The organism is Kitasatospora sp. NPDC054768 (genome assembly GCF_053612025.1).
This window is the reverse complement of the sequence record NZ_JBSHBN010000045.1, coordinates 42731-57689: the sequence shown is the minus strand read 5'-3', so window position 1 is coordinate 57689 and position 14959 is coordinate 42731. Positions and strand designations below refer to the sequence as shown.

Genomic DNA, 14959 nt, shown 5'->3' with positions numbered 1-14959 from the left:
CCTCCGCTCCGCGGAGGGCGGCCCTTCGATTTTTGTACGTTCCGGAGCAGCGCAGCCCGGGGGTGGCGGCGTAGGATCATCCGTCCGCTCGTTTTCCGGAGCGGGATTCCGCCGCAACCACCGAGGCCATGCAGAGCAACACGCCCACCACCCCCGCCACCGACCACGAGACCGTCCGCGCGCGCGAGATCGCCGGTGAGCAGCAGCACCTCGACACCGTCTACCACCGGTTGGAGGAGAAGCTCGCCGAGGCCGAGTACATCCTGGAGGACGCCGCCAAGCGGGTCCAGGTCGGCACCCCCGGCGCGCTCGCCGAACGCGACGCCCAGGTCTACCGGGCCGGCGCCCACCTCCACCGACTGAACAGCGAGTTCGAGGACTTCCTGTTCGGCCGGATCGACCTCCAGCGGGCGGACGCCCCGGAGGAGCACGGGATCCCGTCGGACACCCCGCTCGACCCGGCCGACCCGGCCGTCGCCGAGACCCTCCATATCGGCCGACTGGGCGTGCTGGACGCCGAGTACGGCCCGCTGGTGATCGACTGGCGCGCGCCCGCCGCCGCCCCCTTCTACCGCGCCACCCCGGTCGAACCGGGCCGGGTGATCCGTCGCCGGGTGATCCGCTCCAAGGGCCGCAAGGTGATCGGCGTCGAGGACGACCTGCTGCGTCCGGACCTCGCCCCGACCCTGGACGGCGAGGAGCTGGCCGTGGTCGGCGACGGTGCGCTGATGGCCTCGCTGGGCCGCGCCCGCAGCCACTCGATGCGCGACATCGTCTCCTCCATCCAGAAGGAGCAGGACGAGGTGATCCGCGCCGCCGCCGCGGGCGCCACCCTGGTCACCGGCGGCCCCGGCACCGGCAAGACCGCCGTCGCCCTGCACCGCGCCGCCTACCTGCTCTACCAGGACCGCCGCCGCTACGCCGGGGGCATCCTGGTGGTCTCGCCGACCCCGCTGCTGGTGTCCTACACCGAGGGCGTGCTGCCCGCGCTGGGCGAGGAGGGCCAGGTCGCCATCCGGGCGGTCGGCTCGCTGGTGGACGGCATCGAGGCGGGCACCTACGACACTCCCGAGGCGGCCCGGGTCAAGGGCTCGGGCCGGATGGTGCAGCTGCTGCGCCGGGCCGCCCGCGCGGCGCTGGAGCTGGGCGCGCCGCAGGAGCTGAAGGTCGTCGCCCGCGGCGAGGTGCTGAAGCTGGACGCCTCCCGGCTGAAGGCCGTGCGCGGCAACGTGGTGGGCTCCGGCGGCACCCCGCTGAACCTGCTGCGCCCGCGGGCCCGCCGGCTGCTGCTGGACGCCCTGTGGCAGCAGGCCACCAGGGACCTGCCGAAGCCCGCCGACCACTACGCCCGCGAGCAGCGCCAGGAGGAGAAGGAGTCCTTCGACGAGTACGTCTCGGACGAGGCCTCGTTCCTGGACTTCCTGGACGCCTGGTGGCCGGCACTGAGCCCGCGCCGGGTGCTCGGCACGCTGCGGCAGCACCGGCACACCAACCGGATCGCCCGTCGCGCCGTCACCCCGGACGAGGCCAGGCTGCTGGCCGCCTCCTGGCGCCACCTGTCCGCGGAGGGCGCGGGCGCGCTGTCCGCGCACGACGTCGCGCTGATCGACGAGCTCCAGGTGCTGCTGGGCGAGCCGGCCCGCCCGAAGGTCCGCGAGGTGGACGCGGTGGACCTGCTGAGCGGCCTGGAGGAGGTCACCACCTTCGCCGACCGCTCCACCCGCCAGCGCGACCGCCAGCCGGTCGAGCGCAGGGAGTACGCGCACATCATCGTGGACGAGGCGCAGGACCTCACCCCGATGCAGTGGCGGATGATCGGCCGCCGGGCCCGGATGGCCACCTGGACGATCGTCGGCGACCCGGCGCAGTCCTCCTGGCCGTTCCCGCAGGAGGCCCAGGCCGCACTGGACGACGTGCTCTCCGGCAAGCCGCGCCGCCGCTTCACGCTGACCGTGAACTACCGCAACCCGGCCGAGATCGCCGAGGTCGCGGCGAAGGTGCTGGCGCTGGCCGCGCCGGGCACCCCGTCGCCGAGCGCGGTGCGCCGCGTCGGCGTGGAGCCGCGCTTCGCGGCCACCACCGACCCCTCGCCGGAGGCCTTCGGCGAGGCCGCCCGGGCCGAGCTGGAGCGGCTGCTGGCCGAGGTGGACGGCACCGTGGCGATCGTGGTGCCGATGGACCGCCGGGACGAGGCGGCCGGCTGGGCCGAGGGCCTGGGCGGGCGCGTGGTGGCGCTGGGCAGTCTGGAGGCCAAGGGCCTGGAGTACGACGCGACCGTGGTGGCCGACCCGACCGGCATCGCCGGCGAGTCGGAGGCCGGGCTGCGGGTGCTGTACGTGGCGCTGACCCGCGCGACCCAGCGGCTGACCGTGCTCTCCGGCCCGGACGACCTGCCGGACGCGGACGGCGTGCCCGCGCTGCTGCACGGCTGACGGCCCGTCGGGTCCCGTCGGGACTCGTCGGGTCCCGACGGAAGAAGGCCCCTCACCGGACGGTGAGGGGCCTTCAGACGTTTACGACACCGACCCGCCATGCTCGCCTCGCGGCAAGTGGTCCCTCGAAGGGACGAAGGTTGGGCCCGGGGGCTTGGATCGAGCCGGTGTCCCGTCCAATGTAACGCATCGGCCGGGAGAGGCAAGGAGTGAGCGGCGGGGGACCGGCGGCCATTGGGTGGGATTGTCGGGTCCGCACACTCAATGAACGTTATTTCTGGCTACCCCTTGGAAGGTGCGACGATCGAGGTCTAGCATGCGCGGGCGATGCCTTCAACAAAATGTTGAGCCTGCGGGACAGACGGAAGAAGGAAGCGTCGATGGCGACGGTGCCCAGTGTCTCCAACTCGATCACGGTACGGCTGGAGGTCCCGGCCCGGGGCAACGCCGTCAGTGCGATCACCACGGCCGTGGAGTCCTCCGGCGGGTCGGTGACCGGTCTCGACGTCACCGCCTCCGGCCTGGAGGCGCTGCGGATGGACGTCACGGTGGCGGCCTCCTCGGTCGCGCACGGCGAGGAGATCGTCGAGAAGCTGCGCGCGATCGACGGCGTGTCGATCGGCAAGGTCTCGGACCGCACCTTCCTGATGCACCTCGGCGGCAAGATCGAGATGTCCTCGAAGCTGCCGATCCGCAACCGTGACGACCTCAGCATGATCTACACCCCCGGCGTCGCCCGGGTCTGCATGGCGATCGCGGAGAACCCCGAGGACGCGCGCCGCCTGACCATCAAGCGCAACAGCGTCGCCGTGGTCACCGACGGCTCGGCGGTGCTGGGCCTGGGCAACATCGGCCCCGAGGCCGCGCTGCCGGTCATGGAGGGCAAGGCGGCCCTGTTCAAGCGCTTCGCCGGGATCGACGCCTGGCCGATCTGCCTGGACACCCAGGACACCGACGAGATCGTCGCCATCGTCAGGGCGATCGCCCCGGGCTTCGCCGGGATCAACCTGGAGGACATCTCCGCGCCGCGCTGCTTCGAGATCGAGGCCCGGCTGCGCGAGGCCCTGGACATCCCGGTCTTCCACGACGACCAGCACGGCACCGCGATCGTCGTGCTGGCCGCCCTCACCAACGCGCTGAAGGTGGTCGGCAAGCGGATCGCCGACATCCGCGTGGTGATGTCGGGCGCCGGCGCCGCCGGCACCGCGATCCTCAAGCTGCTGATGGCGGCCGGCGTCGAGCACGCCACCGTGGCGGACGTGCACGGCGTGGTCCACCTGGGCCGCGGGGACCTCAACGAGAACCTGCGCTGGATCGCCGAGCACACCAACCGCTCGGGCCGCACCGGCAGCCTCAAGGAGGCCGTGGCGGGCGCCGACGTCTTCATCGGCGTCTCGGCCCCGAACGTCCTGGACGGCGACGACCTGGCCACCATGGCGGAGGACTCGATCGTCTTCGCGCTGGCCAACCCGGACCCGGAGGTCGACCCGGCCATCGCCCGGCAGACCGCCGCCGTGGTCGCCACCGGCCGCAGCGACTTCCCGAACCAGATCAACAACGTGCTGGTCTTCCCGGGCGTCTTCCGCGGCCTGCTGGACGCCCAGAGCCGTACCGTCAACACCGAGATGATGATCGCCGCCGCCCGGGCGCTGGCCACCACCGTGGCAGACGACGAGCTGAACGCCAACTACATCATCCCGAGCGTGTTCCACAAGGACGTCGCCAAGACCGTCGCCTCCGCGGTGCGCGAGGCGGCCCTGGCGGGGGCCCAGGAGGACCGCGCGCCGGCCCGTCCGACCCCCGGCATCGTCGGCACCCTGGACACCGCCGCGTTCCCCGTCGTCAAGCTCTGACGACCGGGTCGGGCGACGTGTCACGGATCGCTCAAATGTACGAATAAGGGCCATACCCGCCCAGCCCGCCCCGAACCCTTGCGACACAAGGGCGAGGGGCGTGTTTGGGCTTGTCAGTCCTAGGGCGTACCGTAGCCCTGCACGGGGCAGGCGTGTCCGACAAGTACGGAACGTCCCCCTGGTCTTCCGGCGTGTCGTCCCGACCGCCGCCCGCGCCCGGTCCGCCGGAGCCGACGGAGCGTCACACCTCCAACGAGCGGGCGATGTTCGGGTGGCTCGCCCGGGGCCCGATTGGCTTTCTCGGGGCCGGTCGGGGCAGGATTCGTATCCAGGCGGGCGGGTGGGCCTTCGACGGCTCCGGCGCGCGGCATCGGGTACGGACCCGGCCTGCGACCACGCATTGCCTGCATGAGCACAGTGTGCGGACCTGCGGCCCATCCGGGTGCCCCCCGGTGGGAGCACCGATGGGCCCCCGCGCACCGCAAGCGAACAGACCACAGGAGTACACATGAACCGCAGTGAGCTGGTGGCCGCGCTGTCCGAGCGCGCCGAGGTGACCCGCAAGGACGCCGACGCCGTTCTGGCCGCCTTCGCCGAGATCGTCGGCGAGGTCGTCGCCAAGGGCGACGAGAAGGTCACCATCCCCGGTTTCCTGACCTTCGAGCGCACCCACCGCGCTGCCCGCACGGCCCGCAACCCGCAGACCGGCGAGCCGATCCAGATCGCCGCGGGCTACAGCGCCAAGGTGAGCGCCGGCTCCAAGCTGAAGGAAGCCGCCAAGGGCGCTGCCTGAGCCACCCCTTGAACGCCCGAGAGGCCGGGCTCCCCGCTGGGGAGCCCGGCCTCTCGCCGTTGGGACCGGACCGTCAGGCGTCGACCAGCTGCTCGCTGGGCAGCTCGACGTGGGCGCCCAGGTCGCGCAGCTTGTCCATGAAGTTCTCGTAGCCGCGGTTGATCAGGTCGATGCCGTGCACGGTCGAGGTGCCCTCGGCCGCCAGCGCCGCGATCAGGTACGAGAAGCCGCCGCGCAGGTCCGGGATGACCAGCTCGGAGCCGATCAGCTTGGACGGGCCGGAGACGACCGCGGAGTGCAGGAAGTTGCGGGCGCCGAAGCGGCACGGGGTGCCGCCCAGGCACTCGCGGTAGAGCTGGATGTGCGCGCCCATCTGGTTCAGCGCGCCGGTGAAGCCGAGCCGCGACTCGTACACCGTCTCGTGGACGATGGACAGGCCGGTGGCCTGGGTCAGCGCGACCACCAGCGGCTGCTGCCAGTCGGTCTGGAAGCCCGGGTGCACGTCGGTCTCCAGGGCGATCGCCTTGAGCTCGCCGCCCGGGTGCCAGAAGCGGATGCCCTCGTCGTCCACCTCGAAGGCGCCGCCGACCTTCCGGAAGGTGTTCAGGAAGGTCATCATCTCCAGCTGGCGGGCGCCGCGGACGTAGATGTCGCCCTTGGTGGCCAGCGCCGCGCAGGCCCAGGAGGCCGCCTCCAGGCGGTCCGGCAGCGCGCGGTGGTTGTAGCCGTTCAGCTCGTCCACGCCGGTGATCAGGATCGTCCGGTCGGTGCCCAGCGTGATGATCGCGCCCATCTTCTGCAGCACGCAGATCAGGTCGACGATCTCCGGCTCGATGGCCGCGTTGCGCAGCTCGGTGACGCCCTCGGCGAGGACGGCGGTGAGCAGCACCTGCTCGGTCGCCCCGACCGAGGGGTAGGGCAGCTCGATCTTGGTGCCGCGCAGCCGCTGCGCGGCGACCAGGTAGGTGCCCTGCGGGTGCTTCTCGATGGTGGCGCCGAACTGGCGCAGCACCTCGAAGTGGAAGTCGACGGGGCGGCCGCCGATGTCGCAGCCGCCGAGGCCGGGGATGAAGGCGTGGCCGAGGCGGTGCAGCAACGGGCCGCAGAACAGGATCGGGATCCGCGAGGAGCCGGCGTGCGCGTCGATGTCGGCGACGTTGGCGCTCTCGACGTGCGAGGGGTCGAGGATCAGCTCGCCGTCCTCGTCACCGGTGCGCACGGTCACGCCGTGCAGCTGCAGCAGGCCGCGGACCACCTTGACGTCGCGGATGTCCGGGACGTTGCGCAGTCTGCTGGGGCCCTGCCCGAGGAGGGCGGCGACCATGGCCTTGGGCACCAGGTTCTTCGCACCGCGGACGCGGATCTCGCCTTCGAGCGGATTTCCGCCATGGACCAGCAGGACGTCGTCGGTCATCGTTCTCGCAATCCGGGGTGCCAGAGGAGTCGGAAAGGGCGGCTCCGGGAGAGAGCCGGTGGTGGACCGTTCGTACGGGCGCGTTCGGGCCCCCGGCGAAACCGAGTCGGCACCGTATGGGCGTCCACCAGACGTAGATGGTAGTAGGCGCTCCGTTGGTTCCCGTGAGCCTCTCCCGTGATGGTGCTCTCTCCGGGCCCGCGCCCGCCCCCCGGTGCGGCCGTACGGGTGTTCGTCCGGCGTGGGGGTTTCCGGGTGTTGCGGTGTCCGAGCGGTGCCGTTCTGCGGGATCATGTGGGCATGACGGCGGCCCATTCGCACGGAGGCCGGTCCCACACCGGCTGTCTGCTCGTCGCGACGCCCCTGCTCACCGACCCGAACTTCGCGCGGGCGGTGGTGCTGCTCCTCGACCACGACGTCGAGGGGGCGCTCGGCGTGGTCCTCAACCGGCCGACGCCGGTCGAGGTGGGAAGCGTGCTGGACGGCTGGAACAGACTCGTCGGACAGCCGGCCGTGGTGTTCCAGGGCGGCCCGGTGGCGCTGGACTCGGCGCTCGGCCTCGCGGTGGCACCGGGGGAGCCGGGCACCGGCGAGCCGCTCGGCTGGCGCCGGGTGCACGGCGCGATCGGCCTGGTGGACCTGGAGGCGCCGCCCGAGGTGCTGGCCGGGGAGCTGGGCAGCCTGCGGATCTTCGCCGGGTACGCCGGCTGGTCGCCGGGACAGCTGGAGGCGGAGCTGGAGAGCGGCGCCTGGTACCTGGTGGACTGCGAGCCGGGGGACGTCTCCAGCCCCGAGCCGGAACGGCTGTGGCGCGCGGTCCTGCGCCGCCAGCGCGGCCCGCTCGCCCTGCTGGCGACCTACCCGGACGACCCCACGATGAACTGAGCCGACCGGCCCCGCGCCGCGACACTGGCCGGGTTTCCGGAGGCCCCCATAGACTTGGCACCCATGAGCACTCTTGAGCCCGAGCGCGGCCTCGGCACCGGCACCCTGGTCGAGCCCGTCCCACAGGTGTCCCACGGGGACGGCGACCACGAGCGCTTCGCGCACTACGTCCAGAAGGACAAGATCATGGAGAGTGCCCTCTCCGGGTCTCCCGTGGTGGCGCTCTGCGGCAAGGTGTGGGTGCCCGGGCGCGACCCGAAGAAGTACCCGGTCTGCCCCATGTGCAAGGAGATCTACGACGGCATCGGCAAGCCGCAGGGCGGCGACGGCGACAACAAGTAGTCCGCGGCGCCGCGCACAACGCCGTTTTGCATAGCACCAGGGTTTCCCCGGTGGTCTATGCCAATCGCCGGGGCGTGGGCAGGATGTCGGAATGGACCTCATTCCCGCACCGTCGAGTGCCGTTCGCCGCCCGGACGAGGACTACCCGCTCGACGCCGCCACCACGCTGACCGCACCCCCCGCGCTGGCCGACGCCGAGCGCTGGCTGCGGACCACGCTGTCCGCCGCCACCGGGCTGCCGCTCGGCCCGGGCCGGCCGGGTTCGGGCATCGAGCTGGTCGAGGACCGGACGCTCGCCGCCGAGGCGTACCGGATCACGGTGCGCCCCGGCCACGCCCTGCTCGCCGCGGGCGGCCCGGCCGGAGCGCTGTGGGGCGCGCAGACCCTGCGGCAGCTGCTCGGGCCGGACGCCTACCGCCGCTCGCCGCTGCGCCGCGAGGGCTGGGTCCTGCCCGGCGCCGACATCGCGGACGCCCCCCGGTTCGGCTGGCGCGGCGCGCTGCTCGACGTCGCCCGGCACTTCCTGCCCAAGTCGGACGTGCTGCGCTTCGTCGACCTGCTGGCCGCGCACAAGCTCAACGTGCTGCACCTGCACCTGACCGACGACCAGGGCTGGCGGGTGGAGATCAAGCGCTACCCGAGGCTGACCGGGCGCGGCGCCTGGCGGGAGCGCTCGATGGTCGGCTACCGGGCCGGGCAGCGCCGCGACGACCGCCCGCACGGCGGCTACTACACCCAGGACGACCTGCGCGAGATCGTCGCCTACGCGGCCGCCCGCGGGGTCACCGTCGTCCCGGAGATCGACCTGCCCGGCCACACCCAGGCCGCCGTGTCCGCCTACCCCGAGCTGGGCAACACCGACGTGGTGGACACCGCCGGGCTCGGGGTCTGGACCGACTGGGGGGTGAGCCACAACGTGCTCAACGCCTCCGAGGAGACCCTGCGCTTCTTCGAGGGCGTGCTGGAGGAGGTCCTGGAGCTCTTCCCGTCCGAGTTCATCCACCTCGGCGGCGACGAGTGCCCCAAGGAGCAGTGGAAGGACAGCGCCGCCGCGCAGGCCCGGATACGCGAGCTGGGCCTGGCCAACGAGGACGAACTGCAGAGCCACCTCATCCGGCACTTCGACGGCTGGCTGGCCGACCGCGGCCGCCGGCTGATCGGCTGGGACGAGATCCTGGAGGGCGGGCTCGCGCCGGGCGCCGCCGTCTCCTCCTGGCGCGGCTTCGGCGGCGGGGTCGCCGCCGCGAAGGCCGGGCACGACGTGGTGATGTGCCCCGAGCAGCACGTCTACTTCGACCACCGGCAGGCGGACGGACCGGACGAGCCGATCCCGGTCGGATTCGTGCGCACGCTGGAGGACGTCTACCGGTTCGAGCCGGTCCCCGAGCAGCTGGACGAGGCCGCCGCCCGGCACGTGATCGGCACCCAGGCCAACCTGTGGAGCGAGTTCATGGACAGCGCCCGGGACATCGACTACCGGGCCTTCCCCCGGCTGGTCGCCTTCGCCGAGGTCGCCTGGTCGGAGCTGCCCGCCGAGCCGGCCGAGCGGGACTTCGCCGGTTTCGAGCAGCGGCTGACGACGCACCTGAGGGCCCTTGACGCGCTCGGCGTCGAGTACCGCCCGGCCGACGGTCCGCACCCGTGGCAGCGCCGGCCCGGGGTGCTCGGCCGGCCGATCGAGGGTCCGCCGCCGGTGCGGTAGGGCGGGTCCCGCAGGTCCCGCGGGTCCCGCCGGACCCGGCGAAGACCCGCGGGAAACGCCCCGGTCCTACCCGCGGGGAACTTCTGAGCGGTCGTCCGACGTCAAGAACTGATGAACATCTGCCCTGGCCCGGAGCGGGTCGGGGCAGATACCGCCCGGTATCAGTCTCAATCGGGCAGTCCCGTTCACCGGTCCCGAAATGATCATCGAGCATTGTGTGCCAGAGTTGCCCAACCCGGCCCGATCGCCCGTACCCTACGGGCCAGGCCGGGCTGCTGACGCAGGACAGTACGGCCGAAGGCCGGCGGGCGGCAGGCGATCGATGAGCAAGTGGAGCACGGTGGGACCCAGGTGAACCGGACGATCATGCTGCCGGCCTCCCTCGACGAGGCCGTCGACGCGCTGGCCGCCGCCCCGGCCGCGGTACCGGTGGCCGGAGCCACCGACCTGATGGAGGCCGTCAACGCCGGCCGACTGCGCCCCGCCGCCCTGGTCGGCCTCGGCCGGATCACCGAACTGCGCGGCTGGCGCTACGAGGACGGCGGCACCGCCGTGCTCGGCGCCGGACTCACCCACGCCCGGATGGACCGCCCCGACTTCGCGGCGCTCATCCCCGCGCTCGCCGACGCCGCCCGCACCGCCGGCCCGCCGCAGGTCCGCAACGTCGGCACCCTCGGCGGGAACATCGTCACCGCCGCCCCGGCCGGCGACACCCTCCCGGTGCTCACCGCGCTGGAGGCCAGCGTCACCCTGGCCCGGGCCGGGGGCACCCGCGAGGTGCCGGTCAGTCACCTGCTCACCGGACTCGACCCGGTGCGCCCCGGCGAACTGCTCACCTGGGTGCGCGTCCCGCTGCTGCACGCCCCGCAGGTCTTCCTCAAGGCCACCGGCCGCAGCGGACCGGCCCGCGCCACCGCCTCCGTCGCCCTGGTCCTCGACCCGGCCCGGCGCTCGGTGCGCTGCGCCGTCGGGGCCGTCGCGCCGGTGCCGCTGCGCCCGCTGGAGGCCGAGGCCTGGGTGGCCGGCTGCATCGACTGGGACGGCAGCCGGGAGATCGACCCGGCCGCGACCGCCGCCTTCGGCGAGTACGTGGCCGCCGCCTGCGTCCCCGACAACTACGGCGCCGAGGGCGCCTGGGAGGCCGTGACCGAGGGGCCGACCGCGGCCGCGGTTCGGTTGCGGCGTACCGTATCGGTGCTGGCCCGACGGGCACTGGGAAGGGCGCTGAAGTGACCACAGACCCCATCGAGACCCTGGACGCCGACCCGCTCGGCCTCTCCCCGCAGGTCAGCCGCGAGCTGCGCCCGTGCGCCTCGTACACGCTGCGGGTCAACGGTTTCGAACGGCCCGTCACCGACGCGTGGATCGGCGAGAGCCTGCTCTACGTGCTGCGCGAGCGGCTCGGCCTGGCCGGCGCCAAGGACGGCTGCGAGCAGGGCGAGTGCGGGGCCTGCTCGGTGCAGGTGGACGGCCAGCTGGTGGCCGGCTGCCTGGTGCCCGCCGCCCTGGCCGCCGACAGCGAGATCAGCACCGTCGAGGGCCTGTCCGCCGCCGGCGGCGCGAGCGCCGTCCAGCAGGCGCTGGCCGCCTCCGGCGCCGTCCAGTGCGGCTACTGCACCCCCGGCATGGCGATGGCGGTGCACGACCTGCTCCAGCGCAACCACCGGCCCACCGAGGTGGAGGCCCGTCAGGCGCTGTGCGGCAACCTCTGCCGCTGCACCGGCTACCGGGGCGTGCTGGCCGCCGTCCAGACCGTCGCGGACGCCCGCGCGGCGGAGGCCGAGGAGGCGGAGGAGGCCGCCGCGCAGGCCGCCGGGCCCGCTCCCGGGGGGCCGGCCGAGCCGGTCGCCGAACCGCCCGCCGACGTGCCGGTGGACGCGCCGGTCGAACCCGGGCAGGCCGTCGAGCCGCCGGTCTACGCCGACGCCGAGGCCTGGATCGAGCACGTCCCGCAGCAGCCCGTCGAGGCCCACCCGGTCGCCCACCCCGCGGAGCAGTACCACCCGGAGCGGCACGCCGCCGAGCAGCACCACCCGGCGCAGCCCGCCGTGGAACAGCACGCTGTCGAGCAGGCCCCGGCCGGGCTGCCGTACGGCGACCCCCAGGGCGGCTACGACACCGGCGTGTACGACACCACCGTGCTGGCCCCGATCCGGGACGACATCCCCGCCCGGATCCCCGCCCAGGCCGCCGACGACCAGGTGTACTACCCGCCGCAGGGCTACCCCGAGCAGCCGTACCAGGCCACCCCCGCGCACGGCACCTACGTGCCCTACCCGGACGGCCACCAGCAGCAGAACGGCTACGACACCGGGTACGACGCCCCGGTCTACGAGCCCACCCCCGCGCACGGGACCCCGTTGCCCGGCTCCGTCCACGACGGCACCCCGCACGGCACCCCGTACGCCGCCCCGCACCCGCACGGTGCCCCGGCCGAGGGCGGCGCCCCGGCCGGTGTCCCGTACGGTGCCACCCCCGCCCACGGCATCCGGCTCCCCGAGGACGACCACGCATCATGACGTCGCCTACCGACATCGGCGCAGCACTCCAGCAGGACGGCGGCGAGGGCGGCGCACCGGAGCCGATCGGCCTGGGCAGCTCCCCGCTGCGCAGCGACGCGCTGCCCAAGGCGCTCGGCATCTACCCGTACGCGGCCGACCTGTGGGCCGAGGGGCTGTTGTGGGGCGCGGTGCTGCGCTCGCCGCACCCGCACGCCCGGATCCGGGGCATCGACACCTCGGCCGCGCTGGCGCTGCCCGGTGTGCACGCCGTGGTCACCGCCGCCGACCTGCCGCCCGGACCGGACGGCACCCCCGACGGTGCCCCGGCCGGGCCGATCGTCGCCGACCGGCCGGTGCTGGCCGCCGGCGTGGTGCGCCACCACGGCGAGCCGATCGCCGCGGTGGCCGCCGACCACCCGGACACCGCCCGGCTGGCGGTCGGCCTGATCGCGGTCGACTACGAGCCGCTGGAGGCCGTCACCGACCCGGAGCAGGCCTTCACCGCGCCGCCGCTGCACCCGGACGGCAACCTGTTCCGCCACCTGCCGCTGCGCACCGGGGACCCGGACGCGGTCGGCGAGATCGTCGTCGAGGGCCTCTACCAGGTCGGCCGGCAGGACCCGGCCCCGCTCGGCGCCGAGGCCGGGCTGGCCGTACCGCGCCCGGACGGCGGCGTCGAGCTGCACCTGTCCTCCACCGACCCGCACGGCGACCGCGACCGCACCGCCGCCTGCCTGGGCCTGGAGCCGGACCGGGTCCGGCTGGTGGTCACCGGCGTGCCCGGCGCCACCACCGACCGCGAGGACCTCTCGTTCCAGGTCACCCTGGCCCTGCTGGCGCTGCGCACCGGCCGCCCGGTGAAGATGACGCTCACCCGCGAGGAGTCCTTCCACACCCACACCTCGCGCCACCCCGCGCTCCTGCGCTACCGCCACCACGCCGACGCCGAGGGCACGCTGGTGAAGGTCGAGGCGCAGATCCTGCTGGACGGCGGCGCCTACGCGGACGTCTCCGCCGAGGCGCTGGCCGCCGCGACGGCCTTCTCGGCCGGTCCGTACGTCTGCCCGAACGTCTTCGTGGACGCCTGGGCGGTGCGCACCAACAACCCGCCGGCCGGCCGGATGCGCGGCGAGGGCGCCCTGCAGGCGTGCTTCGCGTACGAGTCGCAGCTGGACCAGCTGGCCGCCCGGATCGGCGTGGACCCGGTGGAGATCCGCCGCCGCAACGCGATGTCCACCGGCGACCCGCTGCCCACCGGTCAGGCCGTCACCTGCCCGGCGCCGGTGCGCGCCCTGCTGGACGCGGTCGCCGCCGAGCCGCTGCCGGCCCTGCCGGTGGACGACCCGGACGCCGAGTGGCTGCTGCCCGGCGGGCCCGGCGGCGCGGGCGACCCGGCGGCGGTGCGACGCGGGATCGGCTACGCCGTCGGCATGGTGCACATGCTGGGCGCCGAGGGCGAGGACGAGGTCTCCACGGCGACCGTGCGGGTCAGCGGGGACCACGCCACGGTGATCTGCGCGGCGGTCGACGCCGGGCAGGGCTTCGCCACGCTGGCCCGGCAGATCGTGCAGACCGTGCTGGGCGTCAGCGAGGTCTACATCGCCCCGGCCGACAGCGACCAGTCGATCGCCGGGCCGTCCGCCCGCGGCCGGCACACCTGGGTCTCCGGCGGCGCCGTCGAGCGGGCCGCGCTGATGGTCCGCCACCAGCTGCTGCAGCCGATCGCGGCGAACTTCGGGATGTCGGCGGAGCTGCTCCAGATCGCCGACGGCAAGATCACCTCGTACGACGGGGTACTCGGCATGCCCGTCGCCGAGGCGCTGGAGGGCAAGGAGCTCTGGGCCACCGCGCAGTGCCGCCCGCACCCCACCGAGCCGCTGGACGAGGCCGGGCAGGGCGACGCCTTCGTCTCCATCTCGTTCTGCGCGATGCGTGCGGTGGTGGACGTGGACATCGAGCTGGGCGCCGTGCGGGTGGTCGAGATGACGGTCGCCCAGGACGTCGGCCGGGCGCTGAACCCGCGCCAGATCGAGGACCGGATCGAGGCGGGGGTGGCCCAGGGCGTGGGCCTGGCACTGCTGGAGGACCTGCGGACGGAGGGCGGGGTGCTGCTGAACCCCTCGCTCACCGGCTACCGGCTGCCCACCGCGCTGGACACCCCGGAGGTGCGGATCGCCGCGCTGCTGGAGGAGCGCGATGTGGTGGCCCCGTTCGGCGCGAAGGCGGTCGGAGCCGTGCCCGCGGTGGTCGCCCCGGCGGCCGTCGCCGCGGCCGTGCGCGCCGCCACCGGCCTGCCGGTCGGCCGGCTGCCGATCCGGGCCGAGGACGCCGTCACCGCCTGACCGGGAGCTCCCGGGAAAGGCGGAAAGCAGGGAAAGGAAATTGCCGGTCGACTTTCGGAGTCGACCGGCAATTTCCTTTTCCGGTGAGGCCATGGCGGGAATCGAACCCGCGTGCACCGCTTTGCAGACGGTTCCCTAAGCCACTCGGGCACACGGCCAGTGAATTCATAGTGGCCGATCCGGGGGAGAGGGGTCAATGCCCTTTTGTAAATTCTGTATGGCAATGTGTGCTACCGTCGGGGACAGGTGGCGGTATTTCCGCCACCCCGGACGAGCGCGTCGTACCCGGTGACGACAAGACGGCGCAGTTCAGCGGCAATCCGGCCGCTGTGGACTGCGGAGGTAGCACCGTCATGGCCTGGCTCGTTCTGATCGTCTCGGGTGTCCTGGAGACCATTTGGGCGGTCGCCCTGGAATCGTCCAAGGGCTTCACCCGCCTCGTTCCCAGCCTCGTCTTCGGCATCGCACTGCTGTTCAGCATGGGCGGCCTGGCGTACGCGATGCGCACCATTCCGATCGGCACCGGCTACGCCGTCTGGGTGGGCATCGGAGCGGTCGGCACCGCGGTCTACGGCATGGCCGTCCTGGGGGATCCGGTGACCATGGCCCGGATCGCCTGCCTGCTGCTGATCGTCTCCGGCGTGGTGGGCCTCAAGGTGCTGCACTGACCTCCGCCGCGGTCCCGGCCGGGGCCC

General features: G+C 73.4%; 10 protein-coding genes, 1 tRNA gene, 1 pseudogene and 1 riboswitch. Of the genes and pseudogenes, 10 read left to right on the top strand and 2 right to left on the bottom strand.

Annotation, left to right across the window (positions count from 1 at the left end; translation table 11 throughout):
• The first annotated feature begins 128 nt into the window (after positions 1-128).
• The 3 genes from ACWGKU_RS16515 (at position 129) to ACWGKU_RS16505 (ending at position 5078) form a co-directional block, all read left to right on the top strand.
• Positions 129-2432, top strand: coding sequence for a HelD family protein (locus tag ACWGKU_RS16515; protein WP_401044313.1), 2304 nt, complete (start codon positions 129-131; stop codon positions 2430-2432).
• Between the two features lie 380 nt (positions 2433-2812).
• Positions 2813-4285: an NAD-dependent malic enzyme gene (locus ACWGKU_RS16510; RefSeq protein ID WP_401044310.1), complete on the top strand. Its 1473-nt coding sequence runs from the start codon at positions 2813-2815 to the stop codon at positions 4283-4285.
• A 508-nt stretch (positions 4286-4793) separates the two neighbouring features.
• On the top strand, positions 4794-5078 hold the full coding sequence (locus ACWGKU_RS16505; RefSeq protein WP_030242980.1) for an HU family DNA-binding protein: 285 nt from the start codon (positions 4794-4796) through the stop codon (positions 5076-5078).
• 73 nt (positions 5079-5151) lie between these two features.
• On the opposite strand, the gene murA is transcribed toward ACWGKU_RS16505, so the two are convergent.
• Positions 5152-6492 (bottom strand): UDP-N-acetylglucosamine 1-carboxyvinyltransferase, encoded by a 1341-nt coding sequence (gene murA / locus ACWGKU_RS16500; RefSeq protein ID WP_359904238.1) that lies wholly within the window; start codon positions 6490-6492, stop codon positions 5152-5154.
• Between the two features lie 300 nt (positions 6493-6792).
• Here murA and ACWGKU_RS16495 point away from each other — a divergent pair, with 300 nt between their 5' ends.
• The 6 genes and pseudogenes from ACWGKU_RS16495 (at position 6793) to ACWGKU_RS16470 (ending at position 14264) form a co-directional block, all read left to right on the top strand.
• The gene (locus ACWGKU_RS16495) at positions 6793-7377 is read left to right on the top strand and encodes a YqgE/AlgH family protein (protein ID WP_359904235.1); all 585 of its coding nucleotides are present in this window, start codon (positions 6793-6795) and stop codon (positions 7375-7377) included.
• A 63-nt stretch (positions 7378-7440) separates the two neighbouring features.
• Positions 7441-7719 carry a DUF3039 domain-containing protein gene (locus ACWGKU_RS16490; protein ID WP_359904233.1) on the top strand — a complete coding sequence of 93 codons (279 nt, stop codon included), beginning with the start codon at positions 7441-7443 and terminating at the stop codon, positions 7717-7719.
• Between the two features lie 91 nt (positions 7720-7810).
• Positions 7811-9421 (top strand): beta-N-acetylhexosaminidase, encoded by a 1611-nt coding sequence (locus ACWGKU_RS16485; RefSeq protein WP_452178237.1) that lies wholly within the window; start codon positions 7811-7813, stop codon positions 9419-9421.
• Positions 9422-9787: 366 nt separating this feature from the next.
• Entirely contained in the window at positions 9788-10654 is an 867-nt protein-coding gene (locus tag ACWGKU_RS16480) for an FAD binding domain-containing protein (RefSeq protein WP_355265826.1), read from the top strand.
• A gap of 68 nt (positions 10655-10722) precedes the next feature.
• Positions 10723-11280, top strand: a pseudogene (locus ACWGKU_RS16475) ((2Fe-2S)-binding protein); the annotation flags it as partial.
• Between the two features lie 656 nt (positions 11281-11936).
• Positions 11937-14264: a xanthine dehydrogenase family protein molybdopterin-binding subunit gene (locus ACWGKU_RS16470; protein ID WP_380545566.1), complete on the top strand. Its 2328-nt coding sequence runs from the start codon at positions 11937-11939 to the stop codon at positions 14262-14264.
• Positions 14265-14350: 86 nt separating this feature from the next.
• On the opposite strand, the gene ACWGKU_RS16465 is transcribed toward ACWGKU_RS16470, so the two are convergent.
• Positions 14351-14422, bottom strand: a tRNA-Cys gene (locus ACWGKU_RS16465).
• A gap of 85 nt (positions 14423-14507) precedes the next feature.
• Positions 14508-14573: riboswitch (guanidine-III (ykkC-III) riboswitch) on the top strand.
• Between the two features lie 44 nt (positions 14574-14617).
• On the opposite strand from ACWGKU_RS16465, the gene ACWGKU_RS16460 reads away from it, so the two are divergent.
• Entirely contained in the window at positions 14618-14932 is a 315-nt protein-coding gene (locus tag ACWGKU_RS16460) for a DMT family transporter (RefSeq protein WP_380545568.1), read from the top strand.
• The last annotated feature ends 27 nt before the right edge of the window (positions 14933-14959 follow it).

Excerpts from the sequence above, each read along its gene's own strand:
- ACWGKU_RS16515 (WP_401044313.1), top strand. The coding sequence starts at position 129 with ATGCAGAGCAACACGCCCACCACCCCCGCCACCGACCACGAGACCGTC.
- ACWGKU_RS16510 (WP_401044310.1), top strand. The coding sequence starts at position 2,813 with ATGGCGACGGTGCCCAGTGTCTCCAACTCGATCACGGTACGGCTGGAG.
- ACWGKU_RS16505 (WP_030242980.1), top strand. The coding sequence starts at position 4,794 with ATGAACCGCAGTGAGCTGGTGGCCGCGCTGTCCGAGCGCGCCGAGGTG.
- murA (WP_359904238.1), bottom strand. The coding sequence starts at position 6,492 with ATGACCGACGACGTCCTGCTGGTCCATGGCGGAAATCCGCTCGAAGGC.
- ACWGKU_RS16495 (WP_359904235.1), top strand. The coding sequence starts at position 6,793 with ATGACGGCGGCCCATTCGCACGGAGGCCGGTCCCACACCGGCTGTCTG.
- ACWGKU_RS16490 (WP_359904233.1), top strand. The coding sequence starts at position 7,441 with ATGAGCACTCTTGAGCCCGAGCGCGGCCTCGGCACCGGCACCCTGGTC.
- ACWGKU_RS16485 (WP_452178237.1), top strand. The coding sequence starts at position 7,811 with ATGGACCTCATTCCCGCACCGTCGAGTGCCGTTCGCCGCCCGGACGAG.
- ACWGKU_RS16480 (WP_355265826.1), top strand. The coding sequence starts at position 9,788 with ATGCTGCCGGCCTCCCTCGACGAGGCCGTCGACGCGCTGGCCGCCGCC.
- ACWGKU_RS16470 (WP_380545566.1), top strand. The coding sequence starts at position 11,937 with ATGACGTCGCCTACCGACATCGGCGCAGCACTCCAGCAGGACGGCGGC.
- ACWGKU_RS16460 (WP_380545568.1), top strand. The coding sequence starts at position 14,618 with ATGGCCTGGCTCGTTCTGATCGTCTCGGGTGTCCTGGAGACCATTTGG.